Consider the following 20,853-nt stretch of genomic DNA (forward strand, 5'->3'; position numbering starts at 1 on the left):
TTTATTTTTTAAGCTCGTACATTATTACAGAAGCCGCCTGCGCAACATTCAAACTGTCAACTTTAGGACCGGCTTCTCCCATTCCGGCAAAAGGAATTATTACAAGTGAATCGCAGTTCTGGGCAACTTCTTCACTGATTCCGTTTTCTTCGTTTCCAAGCACAACCAACGCCGGTTTTTCCTGGCAAAGCGATTTCATTTCTGAAACTTTTTTCTGCGCCTTTAGTGAAGTTCCAAAACGAGCCATTTTTCCTTTCATGTCTTTGAGCAAAAACGGAATTGACCTTACAGAATAAATGTTTACAAATTCCATTCCGCCTTCTGCAACCCGGTAGCTGCTGGTTGTGATTGAAGACTGGGATTCGTCCAATGGAATTACAATATTTTTTATGCCGAAAAACGCCGCGCTTCTTACAATTGCGCCAAGATTATTTGCATTTCCAACACGGTCAAGAATCACAGCATCTTCTTTTTGTTCAACCCAGCGCGCTGTAATCTCTGTATTAAGCGGAAGAATTACAGGAGTGTCAATCATCGCAACAACGCCCTGATGGTGAACACTTCCGCAAAGCTTTTCAAGCTCAACAGAATCTGCGACTTTATTGTAAGGACGTTTTGAAGCAGCCATTTTCTTGCAAAGTCCGCCAAACAAAGGAGCTTTTTTCTTCCATAAAATATAAGCGGCGGATTTTCTGGCTGTTGATTTTTTCCAATGTTTTTACAGCTGCAAAACCGCAAACTGCAAGTTCATTTCTTTGAGTGTTTTTCATAGCAAAAATATATCCATAAGAAAATAAAAAGTCAATTCTGTTTTAAGGTTGAAAAACTATTCTTCAAATTTTGAAATCTTTGACTTTCTGGAGCCGACAGCATAAACACTTCCAAGAACAGCGCATGAAAGGACAACCGCGCAAATAACTTCAAAAAATCCGTTTGTAATCATCGTTGTTGCAATAATCGCGGCAAACGCCTTGAAGCCTGAAATATTTTCTGTGCTGATTCCGATTTTTTCAATTGCGCCAAGAACAAGCGGAAGAAAAATGTTTCCGTAGAAAATAAAAATCGCGCCCATAACAAGAACTGTATGAATAAAAGTTCCAAGTGCAGCAGCAACAGCACCGCTTATAATTTTTGGCATACGCGGAATAAAATTGAGCAAAGTAAAAATTCCCCAGACAGCAACAGGAAAAAGAAGCCTCGGCAAAACAGAAACAAGCGGATTCATAAAAAACGGACTCGCGGCGGCTCCAGTCATAAGATTTTTTACAAGGCTAGAAACACCGAAGATAAATCCAGTTGCAAGCCCCGGAACAAGCCCAGCCAAAAGAGTTGCAAGAATTACAGGAATGTGCATTAAAGTTATTTGAATTGCGCTTCCAAGCTGAATGTATCCAAGCGGCGTAAAACTCAAAATAATGCTAAGCGCAGAAAAAACGCCAGCCATAGCAATTTTGTAGTTCATGGAATTATTTTCGTTTTTCATTTATTACCTCAATTTTTTAAAATATTATCAAAAGAAATTTTTTTGCAAAGAGCAGAAGCAAAAGGTCGTCCAACAAGAACTTCTGAAGCTCCGTAGCTTTGGGCTTTAAACACATCGCTCCAGGAACGTATTCCGCCGTCAACCCAAAGCTCCGCGCAGTTTGACTTTAGCATTTTAAAGTTTACACAAAGGAATTCTGCGGAACTGCCCTCACGTGTTTCAATGCGTCCGCCGTGATTTGAAACAAAAGCAACATCCGGCTTTACTTCTTTAACAAGCTCTAAATCTTCATCTGTAAAAATTCCTTTTATTACAAATGGAATTCCTTTTTTTGAAAAATATTTTTTCAGTTCAATCAGTAAAGACGAATCTTTTTTTTCAAGATAAACTTTGTTCCGCATCGTTGCAATATTGTATGCGTCAATGTCGATTCCGCAATATTCAGAAATATTTTGCGCCCACTCAAAACGCTCAAGAATTTTTTTGTTGCTGTAAGGCTTTATAAAAACCGCCGCTTTTTTTCCTGCTGACTGAACGGCTTCAATTCCCCACTTTAACTTTGTGTCTGGAACGCCATCGCCAATGCTAAGCTTTGTTCCAAACTTTGAACATTCATTTATCAAGTCAAAGTAAAATTGCTTTTCGTCAGAGTAGCCTACATTTTCAACCGCGCCAGTCATAGGAGCAAGTCGGATTTCTTTTTTGCCAAAGTCAAACGGACCGAAATCTATTTTCTTCCAAGTGGCACAGTTCAAAATGAAATTTTTATTTACATTTACACCGCCCATTCCGGGAAGCTCGCCAGCGCAGCCAAATCCAAGGCATTCAGCGCAGAACCGGCATTTAAAATTAGTCTCCAAGGCAAATACCCAAGTCTCTGGCAGTTTTTAGCATAGGATGATCAAGAGGAATATTTTTTACTTTTCCAGCAACACAGTCAAGCGGAACTGGCTTTATCTTTCCATTCTGAACCGCAACAAGATTTCCGAATTTTTCCTGAGCAAGAAAATCAGCGGCGGCAGCTCCAATCTGTGTGGAAAGAAGGCGGTCATAAGGAGATGGTGTTCCTCCGCGCTGCAAGTAGCCAACAACAGTCGCACGGCATTCAAAGCCAGTTGCTTCTTCAAGTTCTTTTGCAACTCTTGCGCCTATAGAACATTGCATTGCCGCCCTCGCCTTTTTAAAAGCTTTTTTGTCAAGCAAAGATTCTTCTTTTGACTTTGCGCCTTCTGCAACAACAACAATCGAAAAATTCTTTCCAGAAGCTTTGCGTTCCTTTATTTTTTTTGCAACGCTGTTTATATCATAAGGAATTTCTGGAATCAAAATAGCATCTCCGCCGCCAGCAATTCCTGAATAAAGTCCAAGCCATCCAGCTTTGTGTCCCATGATTTCAACAATCATAACTCTGCCATGGCTGCAGGCTGTAGTGTGGATTCTGTCAATCGCATCAGTCGCAACATCCAAAGCTGTATAAAATCCGAATGTTACATCAGAGCCTTCAATATCGTTGTCAATTGTCTTTGGAAGTCCAATTACATTCAATCCAGACTGAAACAAAAGGCTTGCAGTTGTGTTCGTTCCGTTTCCGCCGATACAAACAAGAGCATCAAGATTCCATTTTTTGTAGTTTTCTTTTATGGCTTCAACTGGCAAAAGACCGGTCGCTTCATTCACAACAGGATTTTTAAAAGGCTTTTCCCTTGAAGTTCCAAGAATTGTTCCGCCTTGAGCTATAAGACCAGAAAGCTCATTTTCAGAAAGAACCTTCATGTCTCCGTTTATAAGCCCGCGGTAGCCGTTGAAAATTCCCACAGCTTCCATATTATACTTATTTTTTGCGGCACGGCACAAAGCCCTTATTGCAGCATTAAGTCCAGGAGCATCTCCGCCACTTGTAAGAATTCCGAATCTTTTTACCTTGCATTCCATAAACTGAATTATATATCAATTATTGCATTTAGAAAAGACAAACCCATAGCGCAAAAAGTTAAAAAAAGGTTAAAAGAAAATTTGCTACAAACTGATGTTTCCAACTATAGTTTCATCGCTGCTGGAAGAATATTCAAGCTCATTTTCAATTGTTTTTTCCTGCTGCTTTTTCTGGGTTTGCGAAGAACGTTTCTTTGGGCAGACAAAAAATCCAAAAAGGCTTCCGCAGATTCCAGACGCAAGCTGAATAAAAACGGGAATGCTTTCCTGCATAAATGGCATAAATCCTGAAACTTTTTTTCCGCTGAAAAGAGAGAACGCAAGATAAAGGGCAAAAATAAAAACCCATGAAACCGGAAGCTGCTTTTTTATAAACACAGAAAGAACCGAAAGAATTATCATCATAAAGACAATTCCGCCACATCCAGAAATTCCAAATGTTGAAACGCAAGCCGTCAAAACTCCGCCCACAAGGGAAGTTATAAAAATCATAAGGGCAAGCATAACCGAGCCGTAACGTTCTTCCAATACAGGGCCGAGCAAAAGAATAAATCCAGTATTCAAAAAGAAAGAAGTTGAATTTGTGCCGCCTAACGGATAAATAACAAGCTTTACATAATCCAACGCCGATTTAAAGTCGAACGCAGGAACAGATTTTGCTCCATGGCATTCAAAAATTTTTTCGGAAACATTGAGCTTTAAAATCAAATCAGCAACAAAAACCGCCGCTGAAACAACAGAAAAAACAAGCACAACAGGAGAATCAAAAACAACTTTCAAAGAATTTTTCTTAGCCATATTTTAAATATTTCGGCAGATTTCCGCGGAAATTTCAGCGTAAAAACATTGCGGTTTACCAGGTGAAAAAACTAAACTATATTTTTCATTCGATATATGTTATATTTGATTTAATGAAAGAAAAAGTTATAACAAAAGAAATTCAGCAAGAACTAGAAGAAATAACGAAATCAATTTTAAGTGTAGTTTCTGTAAAAGAAATATTTCTTTTTGGTTCTTATGCAAATGGAACTCCTTCAGAAAACAGCGACTTTGATATTTATGTTGTAATTCCAGACAACACAATGCGGCCTTTAGATGCAATGACCAAAATAAACATAGCGGTAAGCAAAAACCAAAAACGACCAGTAGACATTCTAGTAGGCAGCCAAAGTGATTTTAAAAAACGAAGTTCATTGCCATATATTGAAAAAGAAGTTTTCAACAAGGGAATTAAAATATATGCCTAATGAAATATACGGAACTGCCAAAGAATGGATTGAATATGCAAACAAAGATATATCATCCGCAAAATATCTTTGCTCAATGCATCCAAAGCCTTTAGAAATCATTTGCTATCACTGCCAGCAATGTGCCGAAAAAGCATTAAAAGCATTTTTAATAAAAAATAACCACGAAGTAAAAAGAACCCATGACTTAATGCTTTTACAAAACGATTGTAAAAATATTTCGAATTATTTTGACTCCTTAACGCTTGAATGCGCTGTATTAAAAAACTACTCTGTTACATCTCGCTACCCATACCCTTTGGAAATATCAGAAATTGACACCGAAAATGCCATAAAATACGCAGAAACAATTCTTGAATTTATAAAAAAATCTATATGAACTTGCGCTTAAAACCATTCGACATTGTGTTTGTCTTGATTTTTTTAATTGTGATTTTTCTTTCGTTTTTCAATTTGTTCAGCAAAAAAAATGAAAAGGCGGCGGAACTTTTTGTGCAGACTCCAAGCGAAAAATTTATCTACAGCCTTTCAAAAGATGGAATTTATAAATTCAAAGGACTTCTTGGAGAAAGCTCAATTCAAGTTGAAAGCGGAAAAGCAAAATTCATAGATTCACCTTGCGAAAATAAAAACTGCATTCAAAGCGGAGAAATAAGCACGCACGGACAATGGGCCGCCTGTCTGCCAAACGGAATATTCATTAATATAGAAGGAAAAAGCAAAGAAAGCGGTTTTGACGCAGTTTCAAATTAAATCCGCCAGCAATATTTTTGACAATATTTTCTGTCAATCTCTTGATAAATTATTTGATTTTTTATATAGTTTAAAGAACGAAACGAAGGCGTTTTGTAAAATACAGGCTAAGTGTCTGTTTTTTGCAAAGCGCCTTTTTTTTATGCAAGGGGTTACTATGACTGAAAAAAACAGAACTTTGTATGATCCGTCATTTGAGCATGACGCTTGCGGAATCGGGGCGGTTGTAAACATTGACGGTACGGCGACTCACAAAATCGTGGACAACGCGCTTTGCATAGTTGAAAAGCTGGAGCACCGCGCGGGAAAAGATGCGACCGGCGAGACCGGCGACGGCGTTGGAATTCTTGTTCAGATTTCGCATCAGTTTTTTAAGCAGGCGGCAAAGCAGGAGGGAATCGAGCTGAAGGAAGCGCGCGACTACGGCGTCGGAATGTTCTTCTTTCCGCAGGACAAATACATCCGCTCGCAGGCGATGAAAATGCTTGAAGTCCTTGCAAAAAAGGAGAACCTCAAATTTCTCGGCTGGAGAAAAGTTCCTGTAAATCCCGATGTTCTTGGTCAGCGCGCAAGAGACTGTATGCCTTGCATAATGCAGTGCTTTATCGAGCGTCCGGAAAACATCAGCCGCGGAATTGACTTTGACCGCAAGCTTTACATTCTGCGCCGTCAGTTTGAGCATTCGCACCTGAACACATACATCGCTTCGCTTTCAAGCCGCACGATTGTCTACAAGGGAATGTTCCTTGTTCAGCAGCTCAGGACTTTCTACAAAGACCTTCAGTCCGAGGACTACACTTCCTCCCTTGCGCTTGTCCACTCAAGATTCAGCACGAACACACAGCCGAGCTGGCAGAGGGCGCATCCGAACAGATTCATCGCGCACAACGGAGAAATCAACACAATACGCGGAAACGTTGACAGAATGCTGGCAAGAGAAGAAACTCTTGATTCCCCGGTTTTCAAGGACGAGGAGCTGCGTGAGATTCTTCCGGCGGTGGACGCGACCGGCTCTGACTCCGCAATGCTCGACAACACTCTGGAATTCCTTGTGATGAACGGAATGCCTCTTCCGCTTGCCGTCATGGTCTGCATTCCTGAGCCATGGAAAAACGACGGGACAATGAGCCAGCAGAAGCGCGACTTCTACCATTACTGGGCAACGATGATGGAGCCTTGGGACGGACCTGCCGCAATTCTTTTCAGCGACGGAGATTTTGTCGGGGCAACTCTTGACAGAAACGGACTCCGCCCAAGCCGCTACTACATCACAAAAGACAATATGCTCATTCTTTCTTCAGAAGTGGGAGTTCTTGACATTCCGGAAGAAAACATCGTGAAAAAATCTCGCCTTCAGCCCGGAAAAATCCTTCTTGTTGACACAGTCCAGAAGCGTCTTATTTCCGATGAGGAAGCAAAAAAGCAGTACATAAATCTTTATCCTTACGGCGAATGGCTCAACCTGAATCTTCTGAAGCTGAAGGATCTTGTGATTCCGAACAAGAAAATTCCGGTCTACACGCAGGAAGAGCGCGACATAATGTACCGTGCGTTCGGCTGGAACTACGAAGATGTGAACGAGATGATTCTTCCGATGGCGCAGAACGGAGTTGAACCGACCGGAGCGATGGGAATAGACACGCCACTTGCGGTTATGAGCGACAAGCATCCGCCGCTTTACAACTACTTCAAGCAGCTGTTCGCTCAGGTTACAAATCCGCCGATTGATTCCCTGCGTGAAAAAATCGTCACAGACACGACAGTTTATGTGGGAACAGACGGAAATCTCCTTGAGCCTAAAAGCGCGAACTGCACGGTTCTTGAGATAAACAATCCGATTCTGACCGGCGTCGATATGCTCAAGCTTAAAAACCTGAACCGCCCCGGACTGAAAACCGCAGTTGTTTCGCTCTTGTATTATAAGAACACTTCGCTTAAAGAGGCGCTGGACAATATTTTTGTCGCAATCGAGCGTGAATATCACAACGGAAGCAACATAATCATTTTGAGCGACCGCGGAGTTGACGAAAACCACGTTGCCGTTCCAAGCCTTCTTGCTGTAAGCGGAGTCGAGCAGTATTTGATCCGCACAAAAAAGCGCACGGCAATCTCAATTATCCTTGAATCTGCGGAAGTCAGAAACGTCCATCAGGCTGCGATGTGCTTGGGCTACGGAGCGCGCGCGGTTAACCCTTATCTTGCGCATGAATGTATCGCCGAGCTTATTGACCAGAAGCTTTTGGACAAGGATTACCACACCGCAATCGACGACTACAACAAGGGAATCATAAACGGAATTGTAAAAATCGCCGCAAAGATGGGAATCTCGACAATCCAGTCCTATCAGTCCGCGCAGATTTTCGAGGCAATCGGAATCAGCAAGGACGTAATCGACGAATATTTTACAAACACAGTCAGCCGCGTCGGTGGAATCGGACTTAAAGAAATTGACGAGGACGTGAACTTCCATCACAACAAGGCATTTGATCCGCTCGGACTTGCCGTGAACACCCACCTTGATTCGGTCGGAAACCACAAGCTGCGCCGAGGTCCTACCTGCGAGGATCACCTTTATTCACCTGAAACGATTATCGCATTGCAGGAAGCCACCCGCACAGGAACCTACGAAAGATTCAAGGAATACACGGCACTGGTTGACGACAATTCTCATCCCCACACTTTGCGCGCGATGCTCAAATTCAGTTTCCCGGAAGGAAAAGAAATCAGCATAGATGAAGTTGAGCCGGTTTCTGAAATTGTAAAACGGTTCAAGACTGGCGCGATGAGCTACGGTTCAATTTCCGAGGAAGCGCACCGCTGCATGGCTTTGGCGATGAACCATCTGCACGGAAAATCAAATTCCGGCGAGGGCGGTGAGAAACCTGAGCGTCTTGGAACTGAGGCGAATTCCGCAATCAAACAGGTTGCGTCTGGACGTTTTGGCGTTACGGAAGAATATCTGCTGAGCGCAAAGGAAATTCAGATTAAAATGGCGCAGGGAGCAAAGCCCGGAGAAGGCGGACATCTTCCTGGAAAAAAAGTTTATCCTTGGATTGCGCAGACCCGTTATGCAACTCCTGGTGTTTCTTTGATTTCGCCGCCGCCGCACCACGATATTTATTCAATTGAAGATTTGGCGCAGCTGATTTACGACCTGAAGAACGCGAACCGTGCTGCCAGAATTTCCGTCAAGCTTGTTTCTGAGGCGGGCGTCGGAACGATTGCGGCTGGTGTTGCAAAGGCCGGCGCACAGGTAATTCTGATTTCCGGACACGACGGAGGAACCGGAGCGGCTCCTATTTCTTCAATTCACCATGCGGGGCTTCCGTGGGAATTAGGGCTCGCGGAAACTCACCAGACGTTGATTCAGAACGGACTCCGTTCGCGCGTTGTGATTGAGACGGACGGCAAACTTATGAGCGGCCGCGACGTTGCAATTGCCTGTCTTTTGGGCGCGGAGGAATTCGGATTTGCCACAGCTCCTCTGATTACGATGGGCTGCGCGATGATGCGCGTGTGCAATCTTGACACTTGTCCTTTCGGCGTGGCGACCCAGAACAGCGAGCTTAGAAAACGCTTCACCGGAAAACCTGAATACGTCGAGAATTTCATGAAGTTCATTGCACAAGAGCTGCGCGAAATCATGGCAAAATTCGGCTTCCACAGCATTGACGAGATGTGCGGACACACGGAGCTTCTTGCTCTCAAGGAAAAAAGTGCGTTCCCTAGGGCAAACCTTGTGGACATGAGCAGAATCATCGGATGGAAAACTCCGGAAGACGCGAAGACACACTTTGAGCCAGCGGACATTTTCGACTTCCAGCTTGAAAAAACCGTAGACGAGTCAAAGCTTTTAAAGGCATTTGAAAAGTCAAAGAAAGCAAGGAAAGGTGTTTTTGAGCTTTCAGTTTCCTCAACGGACAGAACCGTGGGAACAATACTCGGCTCGGAAATCCAGAAGAATTTCGGCTCATCGCTTGAGGAAGACAGCTACGTTGTAAACTGCATGGGAGGCGGCGGACAGTCATTCGGCGCGTTCATTCCGAAAGGCCTCACGCTGAACCTTACAGGAGACGCAAACGACTACCTCGGAAAAGGCTTGAGCGGCGGAAAAATCGTAGTCCACCCTTCAGCAAAAGCAGCTTACAAGGCCGAAGAAAACATCATCATCGGAAACGTTGCCTTGTACGGAGCGACAAGCGGAAGCGCGTTCATAAACGGAATTGCCGGCGAACGGTTCTGCGTAAGAAATTCCGGGGCGGTTGCGGTTGTAGAAGGCTGCGGCGACCACGGACTTGAATACATGACAGGCGGTACCGCAGTAATTCTGGGCGGAACAGGAAAGAACCTCTGCGCCGGAATGTCAGGCGGAACAGCTTATGTTCTGGACATGAACCACGATTTGTATTTGAGACTGAACAAGCAGCTTGTTTCAATGACAGAAGTTTCAGACAGCCACGACATTGAAATCATAAAGGACTTGATTCAGCGCCATGCAAAGGAGACCGGCTCGGAGCTTGCGAAGAAAATTCTCAAGGACTTCGACAACTACATCAGGCACTTCAAGAAAATCGTTCCTAATGATTATCAGAAGATGATGACGGAAATCGCAAAAGGCGAAGAGCGCGGTTTGAATCACGATGAGGCAGTTCTTGAAGCTTTTAAAAAGCTCACTGCATAGGAAAAAGTCAGGGGTACACTATGGGTAAAAACGACGGATTTATGATATACAAGCGCGTTGAGGATTCCTGGATTGAGCCATCTTCACGCATAAAGAATTTCAAGGAATTCCACAATTATCTTGACGACAAGGAACGGCGGGAACAGGCGGCAAGATGCATGAACTGCGGAGTTCCGATGTGCCAGAGCGCAATCAAGCTTGCAGGAATGGTGACGGGATGTCCGTTGCACAACTTTATTCCTGAATGGAACGACGCGCTTTACAAAGGCCAGTACGACATGGCGGCATGGCGGCTTCTGAAAACCTCAAGCTTCTCGGAATTCACAGGAAGAGTCTGCCCCGCGTTGTGCGAAAAAGCCTGCAACTGCGGAAACGGCGGCGACATAAATGAAGCCGTAACAATCCATGACAACGAGCTTTACATAATCGAGAAGGCATTCGAGTCAGGCTACATGAAACCGCAGATTCCGAAAGTCAGAAGTGACAAAAAAATCGCGGTAATCGGCTCAGGACCGGCCGGACTTGCTGTCGCGGATTTGCTGAACCGGCGCGGACACAATGTAACCGTCTACGAGAGGGATGACAGAATCGGCGGACTTCTGATGTACGGCATTCCGAACATGAAGCTGGACAAAAAAATTGTAGAGCGCAGAGTCGAGCTTATGAAGGCGGAAGGAGTCACGTTCATAACAAACGCCGATGTCGGACGCAATGTGGATGCCAAGCAGCTTCTTTCTGAATATGATGCGGTCGCCTTGTGCTGCGGAGCAAAGAAAGCGCGTCCTCTGTCTGCCCAGGGAAGCGAGGCGCAGGGAATAATGTTCGCCGTGGACTGGCTCAAGAGCGTTACAAAAAGCCTCTTGGACTCAGACTTTTCGGACAGGAATTTCTTTGATCCTAAAGGAAAGCACGTGGTGATTCTTGGCGGTGGCGACACGGGAAACGACTGCACAGGCTCAAGCATAAGGCTCGGAGCGGCAAGCGTAACCCAGCTTGAAATGATGCCTTGCCCTCCGACGGAACGCCAGCCAGACAATCCGTGGCCGCAGTGGCCAAAAGTCCTCAAAACAGACTACGGCGCACAGGAATCAATCGAAAAGTTCGGACATGACCCGCGCGTCTACAAAACGACAATCAAGGAAGTTTATCAGAAAGACGGAAAAGTCTGCGGAATAAAAACAGTTCAGGTTGAATTCAAGAACGTGGACGGAAAACGCACTCTCTGCGAAATCGAAGGAAGCGAAAAAGAACTTCCGGCCGACCTGATTCTGATTGCCGCGGGATTCCTCGGCTGCGAGGACTACACCGCAAACGTATTCGGCGCACCGCTTTCCGCAAGAAACACAGTCGCAACTTCCGGCGCAAACTCATACTTCACCGGAACGGACAAAGTCTTTACCGCAGGCGACATGCACAGAGGCCAGTCGCTTGTTGTCTGGGCAATTGCGGAAGGAAGAGAATGCGCAAGGGAGATAGATGAATACCTAATGGGATATTCAAATTTATAGCTCACATAAAAAATAAGCCGGACTAGCCTAAGCATTCGCCTTGTGCCAGTTCCGGCTTTTTTCCCAAAATTTCCCTGTAAATCTCCAAATCCTTGCTTGCGAACACGTTGAAAATTACTTTTTTTACAGTTGAGTTTTTGTTCTCATCGAGCCAGTTTTTCACGGTTTTTATGGCGATTTGTGCGGCGAGCTTCTGCGGAAATCTGAAAACACCTGTTGAAATGCAGCAGAACGCTACGCTTTCAAGTTCGTTTTGTGCGGCAAGGTTCAAGCAGCTTGTGTAGCACGAAGCGAGCTGGATTTTGTCGCGTTCGGTTACTGCGGCGCGGATTATCGGACCGACCGTGTGCAGAACGTATTTTGAAGGCAGATTGAACGCCGGCGTGATTTTCGCGCTTCCAGTTTTTTCAGACGCGCCCTGTTTTTGCATAATCTCGTTGCACGCAAGCCTCAGCTGAATTCCGGCGAATGTGTGAATACAGTTGTCGATGCACGCGTGGAGCGGGGCAAAGCAGCCGAGCAGCGCGGAATTTGCGGCGTTCACAATTGCGTCTGCGTTCAGCGTTGTGATGTCGCCTTGCCACAAAAAAAGCCTTTTGTCCGACGGAACGCTTTTCAGCGTGGCAATATCGGTGATTCCGCGTTCTTTGTTGCGTTCTTTTAAATATTCATCCTGAATCTTAAAGAATTCTTCTGAAACCGGCCGCGGCGGACGCACATTCATCAGCGAGCGTAGCAAATCTTTTTGCACGTCTTTGCCTTCGTTCGGCGGAATCTCGATTTTTTTGTATTCATCCGGCGAATTCGGCTCGTTAAGAAGATACTTTATCAGCCATTCGCGTCTTTCAGTCTGTGTCATTTTGTCTTTTCCGATTCGATTTTAATTTTCAATCAAGTTTTTGGAAGTCGTCACGCTGGTTGAGCCTGTCGAAACCGAGCGGCAACTTGCCGTCATTCCAAATCCAAAATTTTCCCACTCACAAAATATATTCCAGCTGCCGCTCTTTTGTCTTTAGCCCCATTTTCTCGTAGAATTTTTCCGCCGAAGTGTTTCCTGCCCACACATTGAGCGTAACTTCGTAGCAGCCAAGACTTTTCGCCTCGCTTTTCACGTGTTCAAAAAGTTTTTCACCGATGTGCTGGCCTCTAGTGCTTTTGTCAACGCACAAATCATCAATAAAAAGCGACTTGAACTGCACCATGTTGTTTGAAAACGGCTGCTCGCGAATCTGACAAAAAGCGTAGCCAATGCAAATGCCGTTCTCGTCTGCGGCAACATAAATCGGCTTCGACTCGTCCTTTAGCATTTGCGAAAGCTCCGCGTTTGTGTACTTTGTCATTCCCGGAATAAAAATGTCCGGCCGAATCTCCGCATGAATCTGCAGAACCTGTCCCAACAAATCAATAATTCTAGGAATGTCCTTTTCGTTCGCTCTTCGTATTGTCATTTTTTGCTCCATTTTGAGTTTGTTCAGATTTTAAATTTCCGGATGGCTTTTTGTCCGCTTCATCTGCTTCGCAGTTGTATACGCAAAACTCAACCGCATATATTCAACTTTTTTATTATATCGAAAATATCGACTTTTATCAGAAACGCAAAGATTTTTTGGTATGAAAAACACGGATTTTATTTGTGGTTTTATTAGAGATTTTGTAATTCAAATTTGTAACTTTCTTCAAGAAACTATATTTTCTGTAATGTAATCCCAAAGGCAACTGGCTTATTCTTATGACTATGCGGAGAGAATTTGGATTTTTTTACATTCTCAATAATTTTTTTGCATATTGACGGTACATACCTGTAGCGAGCGATTCATATTCTTGTGAATAACACCAATCTATAAAGAAATCAGATAACTGCTCTGCAGTAATAAAGACTGAATTATTTAATTGATATGAACATTTTTTACAATCATCTTTTTTATGAAAAAAACGAACAATTTTGATAATATTTGTACCATCAGAAATAACTCTTTTGTAGTTTTTTTTCAGTTCTGTTTCATCTGAATATTTTGTATCAAGGTTGTTTTCAAAAAGAACTCCCTTGTTTGCACGTTGAATAAAAAGAAAAGTTTGTTTTTCATTTGTTGTGTATTCAATATTTTCCAAATCTGAACAAAAAACATTTGTTTCGTCTTCTGTTAATCCAATAAAATTATAAAACTGTTTATAAAAATTTTCTGTAACTTGTAAATCTGAGACTGTGTAGCTGCGGCTTAACAATGAAAATAAAATCTCACTGTGAAAATTTTTCCATTCTAAATGTTTCATATTATTCTCCCATCTTATTGATATAAAATTATCTCGCCTAAATAATTGATATATGTAGTCATACAAAACGCAAGCATAATTTTTGAAGATGTTTCTTTTTATTACGTTTGTTCACTTTTGCTCCAGAAACAAGTAATTGCAAAAAGAACAAACAAGACAATAAAAGGATATGCTGCGCCAATTGTTAATGGAATATTTTTACCAAAAGCTTCCGAGAGGATTAGTTTACGAATATACATATCAGAACCTATTCCAGCAAAAAAATGAATTGCAGTTAAGATAATATAAGCAACCATGCATTTGAAAACTGTTTTGAATACACCGTCACGATCTGAATAATAATCTGCATTTGATTTTATCTTTTCTCTTTCATAAACTGCTTGTTCTTCTGTTAATTGAGTTTTCTTTAATCTGTTATCAATATCAATGAACATTGTATTTAATGTATCTTGAGAGAATTCTTTATGTGCCTCTGAAATATGCCGACAGGTAATACCTAAGATTGAAATCACCAAATAACTGACAATAATTAAATTTGAAAAAGCAGCTGTTATTTCATCATTTGTGCCAAGTTTGAATTCAGCTAGTTTTACTATCAGAAGATGAACATTTGATTCATGGGCTAAAAGGGTAATATGAATTACTTGGATATAAACAATCAATGCAAAAATTGTCAATAATTCCAAAACATCCAGTTTGATTTTTCTTTTCCTGATAAGAGCACAAATAATTATGGACAATAGGAAAAACCCGAAAACTATTATTTCACCTAATAGTTTTGGATATGCAAACAAAATAAGAGACAAAGGAAATAAAACTCCTGCAATAATTGCGAATAATGCTTTAAAATAATTAGTAATTGAAATAAAAAAAATTTTCATAGTTTGACTTCCCTGAAACTACAAAACAATATTCATGCAATAAGACTGTGTTGTACCTTCGCAATGAGAAATGCCAATTAAACCGCCAATTGAGAATTTACGTATATTCTTGTTGCGATATAAACAACAACAGTCTGCTCACATTGGCTTCGAAAGGCGATTTCTGAATAAATTTTTGATGTTTTACAATGTTTTTTATTCTTATCAAAATTATCGAGAATACATAAAGTTGGCAAATTAAGTTTACTTACTTGTTCTTTTAAACTTTCAAAATCTGATAATCGCTTATTCTTAATGAAGAAACTTTCCTTGCCATTTCTTTCTAACCGACGGGTAATGATTATATCTTCATCAGACGGCTCACATTTTTCACCATAAAATAACGACACCTCGGCAAAGTCTGCTTTTTGCAATTCTTCGTTACCTTGAAAAAGAATTTTATCTACAAACTTCTTTGGTGTATTGTTATCGAATAAAACCCAATTTATAGCACTAAAAAGATTTGATTTTCCACAGCCGGATGGACCAAATACTATATTTAGGTTTTTCTGTAATTCAACTGTTGCGGATTTACTAAAAGTTTTGTAACCAATAAGGTTCACTTTTTTCAGATAAATCTTGCTCATAGAAACCACCTTGATTATGCGCCTCACATAGAAAAATGAAGCGCGTGCAAGTAGAAATGCTTACAGTTTCAATTTTTTAGCTATTGCAGCTATATCTTTTTTGTAAAGCCAGATACCAATAACTGGATTCTGTTGATAAACAGCTCTTCCAGAAAGGAATCCAACGATTGATGGATTTTTCTGGTCTTCTATGATGTAAATTACATCACCAGATTCCATAAAAGGCTGATTATTGATTACAGATTTACCGCCTTGTTCAGAATCGATTTTTGCTTTTGTGGAAGTAAACTGTGATTTAGGGATTGTGATACGGTTTATATAACCGCCAAATAAAGTTTCTTCAATGACAATAAAATCACCATTGAGAGTAATTGTACATGGCGTTTTATCCGCAGTTTTCAGCTCGAACTTTTGTGCAAATACTGCTGAAGCAATAAGCAACAGCCCCAACAAAGAAATGAGTTTTTTCATAAGTCCTCCAACGTTGCGAAAGCAACTATTTATTTAATGTTGGATTACTTATAACAGATTCCGCTATCATATCGCGATAGCGGAAAAAAATATTTTTAAATTTTTGAAAATCTTGATTTTTCACCAAATTTAGATAATTTAACCTCAGTATATCTATAAGCTAATTCAAAGACATTTTCTTTGCTCTTATCTTTTGCTTGAATCAGTATTGGTGAATCATCTTGTTTTGCCATATTAAGTATTGCCGAATAAATCTTTTCATCACCAATTGCACAATACTTAGCAAGCACTTCTCCTATTACAGTAGCAGAAGATACACATCTGGATTTTCCGCCACATTTTGACAATGCTTGTATGATACTCATTTCAATTCCAGTCATATTAGCCTCCGTAAAAAAAATGCACTGTGATAGAAAATACCACAGTGCTCTATCATATCGCGATAACGGAGAAAATTTATTTTCTGTTTTTATTGAATAATACTTTCATAACAGGATTATAATAACAGTATTTGTCGCTTTTCTTGGCGGAAAAGTGATATAAGTCTATGAAATCAATCATTTTGCCATTTAAATTATACTTACCATATTCAGCGACACTTTCTCCATCATGGATAATGTGTTTGGTTTCTGGAAAATTTGACTCTGACAAACAAAGATTCATATACTCTTTTTCAATAATGTCCCATAAATTTGCGGTGATAATAACATCTGGATCTAAAATCTCTAATTCTTTTTGAAAGAAATTTGTTTTTTCCAGTTCAGAATCTTTTAAGAAGCGGTGAACTAAATTAACGTTTGTCTGCCAATTGTTTTCATCATCATTGCTGTATTTTGAAATATTGATTGAAGCAAAACCATACTTATTAGTATCATACATTTCGTTTAGTATTTCCAAAGCATCTGGAATTTCTTCAAACTTATATTCACCCTTAGTTTTAATTCCATAGATGATATAAAGAAGATGCCGCCACCAGTTATTGTTATTGCTATAATATTCTTCAAAAAACTCTTTAGTGGTATCTCTGAAATCATAGCCACCAATTAAACGAGTTTCTCGTCCGATAAAGCAAACTTTTAAATTGTTTCCATCAAAATAACCAGGAAAGAAACCATCTTTTGCAAAGCAAGCAGCTGGTGAAGTTTTATCTTTGTTCCCATTATCTATGGGAGTTTTATTTTTTGAAAGCTGCTTTATCCAATCAGAGAACAAGGATTCAAGTTCTTTATTTTTCTGTTTTTCAAAGTCTGAATACTTAAATTTTTTAGACATAAATTCTGAACCTCTAAAAAAATGATAACAGATAATGCTATCAAATCATGATAGAAAAGAAATTATTTTGGAAAGTTTGGGTCATTTAATACTTCATTTATACAATTACACAAATAATCTCTGAACTCTCCATTAACAATCGCTTGGGCTACACATAAATCCCATCTCAGATATTTTGAATCTAAATATTTAGAGCCGAACGGAGTACCTTTTGATGACTTATATTCCATACATTCTAACTTTGTTTGAAGAGTTGTAATACCTTTTTTTTCAAGATAATAATATGGTGAATCTCCTTTTTCTTTGCCAAACCATATTTTAATATCTGGATTATTTTTCGGTATAAAAGCTACCCAGCAATCATTATCCCAAAGCCACCATGGATATGATTCATTATCACCTTTACATTCACAATCTGTTTTTTTCGCAACTTCTTTTATTACTTGTTCAGCAATGCTGTAAATCCAATTATCCCAATTTTCCCAAATTGCTAACATTTCTAGATTATGATTCAACATTTGTTGCGTAATATTTTTATCCATAGTTTGATTAAGCTCCTGACCTGTAAGTTTTAAAATTAAATTTTGATATTGTTTTATACAACCATTAATAAGTGGAAAGCTATTTGAAATATCTAAACATCTTTTAAGCCATTTAAATATTTCATTTTTATATGAAATACATTCCCAATAATGCTCTTCTGTTTTTAAACCTGTAGACCATGAAGAAGGTTCATGTCCATCTTTTGTTAAATAAAACAGAGTAAAACTATGATTTAGATGTTTAGCATAATTATTATAACGAGCTAATTGTGCTTCTTGATCTCCAGCATCAATTTTATTTTCTATGATAATCGTGTAATTGGGAGAGAAAAAATTAATTAGAATATCAATATCTCCGCCAGTTTCTTTTATAACATCTTTTTTGCCAATATATTCTTCTTTTTTTACGATTGCGGATTTAGTATTTAATGTAGTAACATCTATATCATTCAATGGAATGTATTGTATAAATAATCTTAAAAATTCATCTTTTAATCCATGAGAACCTTTTGGATTTAACAATTCTGCAATAAATGATGAATGTGTATGAACTTCATCCCTTTCCATATTTAATATGGAGAAAATATTAAAAAATTCACCCTTTAATTCTTTCTCTTTTCGTTGTTTTTGATTTTCAATCACAAATGGTTTGATTGATTGGAATAACGGTTCTAAACTTACTTCAACCATATATTTATTATAACACAATATCACAATCTTATTATGAAAAATTAATTCTTCCGCTATCACGAAATGATAGCGAACCGTGCTATAATAACAATATGGAACAGAAACAACAGACACGCCAGTTGAATAAAAAAATGCTTGAAAGACTTATTATTATTCACAATGCTATTAAATCAGGACTTTATCCCGACAACCTGTGCTTGCAGCGGCTTTATTGTGAGCAGACAGGCTACAGCAAAGTCGGAGAGGCTACAATCAACCGCGACATTGATATGCTTCGTACCTATTTTAATGCGCCTTTGGAGTTTGACCGGCAGAAAGGCGGCTATTATTACAGTGATGATAATTTTGAGTTCGCGCTGAACAATATTTCTTCCGAAGATGTTTTTTATCTTTCAGCCGCAAAAACATTGCTTTCTAGTTTTGAAGGCAGCCCTGTCTATAAGGCGATTTCTGATGTCATTGATTTTGTTATCGACACACAAAGAATTGGGAAAAGCAGCCTTTTGAAAAGAATCGCAGTTCCGCCAGTTCCAAAAGTTATAACAGATGAAGAAGTATGGAAAAAAGTTTTGCGTTCTTTGCAAGAAAACCTGATTGTCGAATTTGACTACAACGGCAGATGGAATTCCGAAACAACACGCCGTCGGATTGCTCCGTACCAGATTCTTATGGATGACGGAATGTGCTTTTTATTCGGTTATGATTTGAACAAAGATGCTGAAAGAATGTTTTACTTAAACAGGATCAAAAATCTTATTATTACACAAGAGCATTTTGATTTGCCGGAAGATTTTGAATTTCATTCAAGAAGTGGCGGCGGAAAGTTTGGAGCGTTTATGACAGAAGATTCTGTTGATTTTGTAATCGATTTTTACGGCGATGCAAGACAATATGTGAAAGATTGTATTTGGGCGGATAACCAAAAAATTACAGATATAGCGAAAGAAGAAAAAACGAGAATTGAATTTTCTGCTGCACAGTGGCTAAAGGTGAAAGAATGGATTCTGGCACAGGGAGAAAACGCAATACCGAGAAGTCCGCAGTGGTTTGTGGATAGTTGGAAGAATACTGTTTTAGAGATGAACGAAAATCTTAAACCTTTTTATTCCGCCAGAAACGGCACGAGATAAAACGGTTTCAGCAGCAGATTTTCTTCGTTTCCCACGTCTTTTTGTGATATTAAATATGCCTTGCTGATATTCTGCGAAAATTTCCTGCAAAATTCGCTTATTGATTCATGCTTTCCTGAGCCGGAAGATTTAATTTCAAACGCATCTATTTTGCTTCCGTCGGAAATCAGAAAATCGACCTCGTAATAATGAGTGCTTCCGGATTTTTCCCAAGTGTGATAATAAAGTTCCCTTCCGGACGCTGCAATCATCTGCGCAACAAGATTTTCATAGAGATAGCCAAGATTCGCCGGCAATTTATCCGAAAGAAGTTTTGCGTAAAGTTTATTTTCCGTCACCGGTCGGTCAATAAACATCAGCGTTACAAACAAACCTGTGTCGGAAAGATACAATTTATAGCTGTTGAAGTCCTTTGTGTCGGCAAGGCTTGCTCTTGGATTTGTGGAATTGTAGCACGGAAGAATTGTCTTGGAATCGATTAGCTCATACAGCAATTCATCCGCTTTGGTGTTATTTCTTTTTCCGATTGCCGTGGTAATCCTGTATTTTCTTGCGTCCTTTGCCAGCTGAGCCGGAACCGCATGATACAATGCCGATATTCTTCCCGATGGATCAATCTTTTTGAAATCCTCTTCATAAAGACTGATTATCTGCCTTTTTATCATGTCAATTTCCGAAAAATTCTTTCCATTTATATATGCTTCTACCGCCTGAGGCATTCCGCCCACCGCCATGTAAACTCTCAAATCCCTCATCAGTTTGCGGTTTGTCGCCTGACCGATTGCTCTTTTGGAACCGAAAATCTGACGCAGAAGCTCAAAATTTCCTCCTGTCGCATCGCAGAATTCCTCGTAATCCATAGGAAAAACCTGAATTTTCATTTCCTCTGACGGAATCAGAATGTCCTTTACATTTTTCCGTATCGAAATGAGCGAGCCGGTCTCAAGATAACTGTATCTTCCGTCCGCCACGAGGTGCTTAATTGCCTGACGCGCCTTCGGAAAAAGCTGCACCTCGTCAAAAATTATCAGAGACTCATGTTCATAAAGCGTTGTTCCTGTTTCCGCCTGAAGACGCAGAAAAAACACATCAGGATTTCCTATATCGTCAAAACATTCAAGAATATTTGCTGACGACTTCGAAAAATCTATCAGAATGTGCGATTTGTATTCATTTTTGGCAAAGTTTTCCGCAATGGTCGATTTTCCGACACGCCTCGCGCCTTCTAGCATGACAGCATATTCAGAGGAATAATTCTTTTTCCATTCCAAAAGTTTTTGGTAGGCTTTTCTTTCAAAATACATAATTACACCCCGGATATAATTATGTTGTATCATAAAATGTGCGTTTCTTCAATTTGTATACA

Annotated in this window: 20 protein-coding genes and 1 pseudogene; 6 read left to right on the forward strand and 15 right to left on the reverse strand. The window is 40.2% G+C overall.

Translation table 11 applies throughout. The annotated features are described in order from the left end of the window. Nucleotide 1 precedes the first annotated feature (1 nt). The 5 genes and pseudogenes from Q0N70_RS01920 to Q0N70_RS01940 all read right to left on the reverse strand — a co-directional run bounded on the left by Q0N70_RS01920 (nt 2) and on the right by Q0N70_RS01940 (nt 4,213). Nucleotides 2-770: pseudogene (locus Q0N70_RS01920) on the reverse strand (TrmH family RNA methyltransferase). A 56-nt stretch (nt 771-826) separates the two neighbouring features. After that, a complete protein-coding gene (locus tag Q0N70_RS01925) occupies nt 827-1,483 on the reverse strand; it encodes an ECF transporter S component (RefSeq protein WP_294013023.1) in 657 nt (218 codons plus the stop codon). Nucleotides 1,484-1,491: 8 nt separating this feature from the next. Then, on the reverse strand, nt 1,492-2,343 hold the full coding sequence (locus Q0N70_RS01930; protein WP_294013026.1) for an alpha-hydroxy-acid oxidizing protein: 852 nt from the start codon (nt 2,341-2,343) through the stop codon (nt 1,492-1,494). Next, nucleotides 2,333-3,415 (reverse strand): 6-phosphofructokinase, encoded by a 1,083-nt coding sequence (locus tag Q0N70_RS01935; protein WP_294013030.1) that lies wholly within the window; start codon nt 3,413-3,415, stop codon nt 2,333-2,335. Before Q0N70_RS01935 ends, Q0N70_RS01930 begins: the two co-directional genes overlap by 11 nt. A gap of 84 nt (nt 3,416-3,499) precedes the next feature. Further along, nucleotides 3,500-4,213, reverse strand: coding sequence for a hypothetical protein (locus tag Q0N70_RS01940; RefSeq protein ID WP_294013034.1), 714 nt, complete (start codon nt 4,211-4,213; stop codon nt 3,500-3,502). Between the two features lie 113 nt (nt 4,214-4,326). Here Q0N70_RS01940 and Q0N70_RS01945 point away from each other — a divergent pair, with 113 nt between their 5' ends. The 5 genes from Q0N70_RS01945 to Q0N70_RS01965 all read left to right on the forward strand — a co-directional run bounded on the left by Q0N70_RS01945 (nt 4,327) and on the right by Q0N70_RS01965 (nt 11,604). After that, entirely contained in the window at nt 4,327-4,662 is a 336-nt protein-coding gene (locus Q0N70_RS01945; protein WP_294013037.1) for a nucleotidyltransferase domain-containing protein, read from the forward strand. Next, entirely contained in the window at nt 4,619-5,041 is a 423-nt protein-coding gene (locus tag Q0N70_RS01950; protein WP_294013041.1) for a HEPN domain-containing protein, read from the forward strand. Before Q0N70_RS01945 ends, Q0N70_RS01950 begins: the two co-directional genes overlap by 44 nt. Continuing rightward, complete coding sequence (locus tag Q0N70_RS01955; protein ID WP_294013044.1) at nt 5,038-5,415, forward strand: NusG domain II-containing protein; 378 nt, start codon at nt 5,038-5,040, stop codon at nt 5,413-5,415. The genes Q0N70_RS01950 and Q0N70_RS01955 overlap by 4 nt, the downstream gene beginning before the upstream one ends. Before the next feature lie 157 nt (nt 5,416-5,572). Further along, on the forward strand, nt 5,573-10,096 hold the full coding sequence (gltB, locus tag Q0N70_RS01960; protein ID WP_294013047.1) for a glutamate synthase large subunit: 4,524 nt from the start codon (nt 5,573-5,575) through the stop codon (nt 10,094-10,096). Nucleotides 10,097-10,116: 20 nt separating this feature from the next. Continuing rightward, nucleotides 10,117-11,604 (forward strand): glutamate synthase subunit beta, encoded by a 1,488-nt coding sequence (locus tag Q0N70_RS01965; RefSeq protein ID WP_294013050.1) that lies wholly within the window; start codon nt 10,117-10,119, stop codon nt 11,602-11,604. A 22-nt stretch (nt 11,605-11,626) separates the two neighbouring features. Here Q0N70_RS01965 and Q0N70_RS01970 read toward each other — a convergent pair whose 3' ends face one another. The 9 genes from Q0N70_RS01970 to Q0N70_RS02010 all read right to left on the reverse strand — a co-directional run bounded on the left by Q0N70_RS01970 (nt 11,627) and on the right by Q0N70_RS02010 (nt 18,357). Continuing rightward, nucleotides 11,627-12,463, reverse strand: coding sequence for a protein-ADP-ribose hydrolase (locus Q0N70_RS01970; RefSeq protein ID WP_294013053.1), 837 nt, complete (start codon nt 12,461-12,463; stop codon nt 11,627-11,629). A gap of 118 nt (nt 12,464-12,581) precedes the next feature. Then, nucleotides 12,582-13,052, reverse strand: a complete 471-nt coding sequence (locus tag Q0N70_RS01975) for a GNAT family N-acetyltransferase (RefSeq protein WP_294013057.1) — start codon at nt 13,050-13,052, stop codon at nt 12,582-12,584. Nucleotides 13,053-13,362: 310 nt separating this feature from the next. Beyond that, nucleotides 13,363-13,875, reverse strand: coding sequence for a hypothetical protein (locus Q0N70_RS01980; protein ID WP_294013060.1), 513 nt, complete (start codon nt 13,873-13,875; stop codon nt 13,363-13,365). A gap of 101 nt (nt 13,876-13,976) precedes the next feature. Beyond that, nucleotides 13,977-14,756, reverse strand: coding sequence for an FHIPEP family type III secretion protein (locus Q0N70_RS01985; protein WP_294013063.1), 780 nt, complete (start codon nt 14,754-14,756; stop codon nt 13,977-13,979). A 77-nt stretch (nt 14,757-14,833) separates the two neighbouring features. Then, a complete protein-coding gene (locus Q0N70_RS01990) occupies nt 14,834-15,382 on the reverse strand; it encodes an AAA family ATPase (RefSeq protein WP_294013066.1) in 549 nt (182 codons plus the stop codon). Between the two features lie 60 nt (nt 15,383-15,442). Next, nucleotides 15,443-15,853 carry a hypothetical protein gene (locus Q0N70_RS01995; protein WP_294013069.1) on the reverse strand — a complete coding sequence of 137 codons (411 nt, stop codon included), beginning with the start codon at nt 15,851-15,853 and terminating at the stop codon, nt 15,443-15,445. Between the two features lie 95 nt (nt 15,854-15,948). Further along, a complete protein-coding gene (locus Q0N70_RS02000; protein ID WP_294013072.1) occupies nt 15,949-16,233 on the reverse strand; it encodes a hypothetical protein in 285 nt (94 codons plus the stop codon). Nucleotides 16,234-16,309: 76 nt separating this feature from the next. Next, nucleotides 16,310-17,125 (reverse strand): hypothetical protein, encoded by an 816-nt coding sequence (locus tag Q0N70_RS02005; protein WP_294013075.1) that lies wholly within the window; start codon nt 17,123-17,125, stop codon nt 16,310-16,312. Nucleotides 17,126-17,187: 62 nt separating this feature from the next. Further along, nucleotides 17,188-18,357 (reverse strand): PD-(D/E)XK nuclease family protein, encoded by a 1,170-nt coding sequence (locus tag Q0N70_RS02010; RefSeq protein WP_294013078.1) that lies wholly within the window; start codon nt 18,355-18,357, stop codon nt 17,188-17,190. 92 nt (nt 18,358-18,449) lie between these two features. Here Q0N70_RS02010 and Q0N70_RS02015 point away from each other — a divergent pair, with 92 nt between their 5' ends. Further along, nucleotides 18,450-19,487 (forward strand): WYL domain-containing protein, encoded by a 1,038-nt coding sequence (locus tag Q0N70_RS02015; protein WP_294013081.1) that lies wholly within the window; start codon nt 18,450-18,452, stop codon nt 19,485-19,487. On the opposite strand, the gene Q0N70_RS02020 is transcribed toward Q0N70_RS02015, so the two are convergent. After that, the gene (locus Q0N70_RS02020) at nt 19,460-20,791 is read right to left on the reverse strand and encodes an AAA family ATPase (protein WP_294013084.1); all 1,332 of its coding nucleotides are present in this window, start codon (nt 20,789-20,791) and stop codon (nt 19,460-19,462) included. The genes Q0N70_RS02015 and Q0N70_RS02020 overlap by 28 nt on opposite strands. Between the last annotated feature and the right edge of the window lie 62 nt (nt 20,792-20,853).

The sequence above is a fragment of the uncultured Treponema sp. genome, from assembly GCF_945873775.1.
Taxonomy (GTDB): domain Bacteria; phylum Spirochaetota; class Spirochaetia; order Treponematales; family Treponemataceae; genus Treponema_D.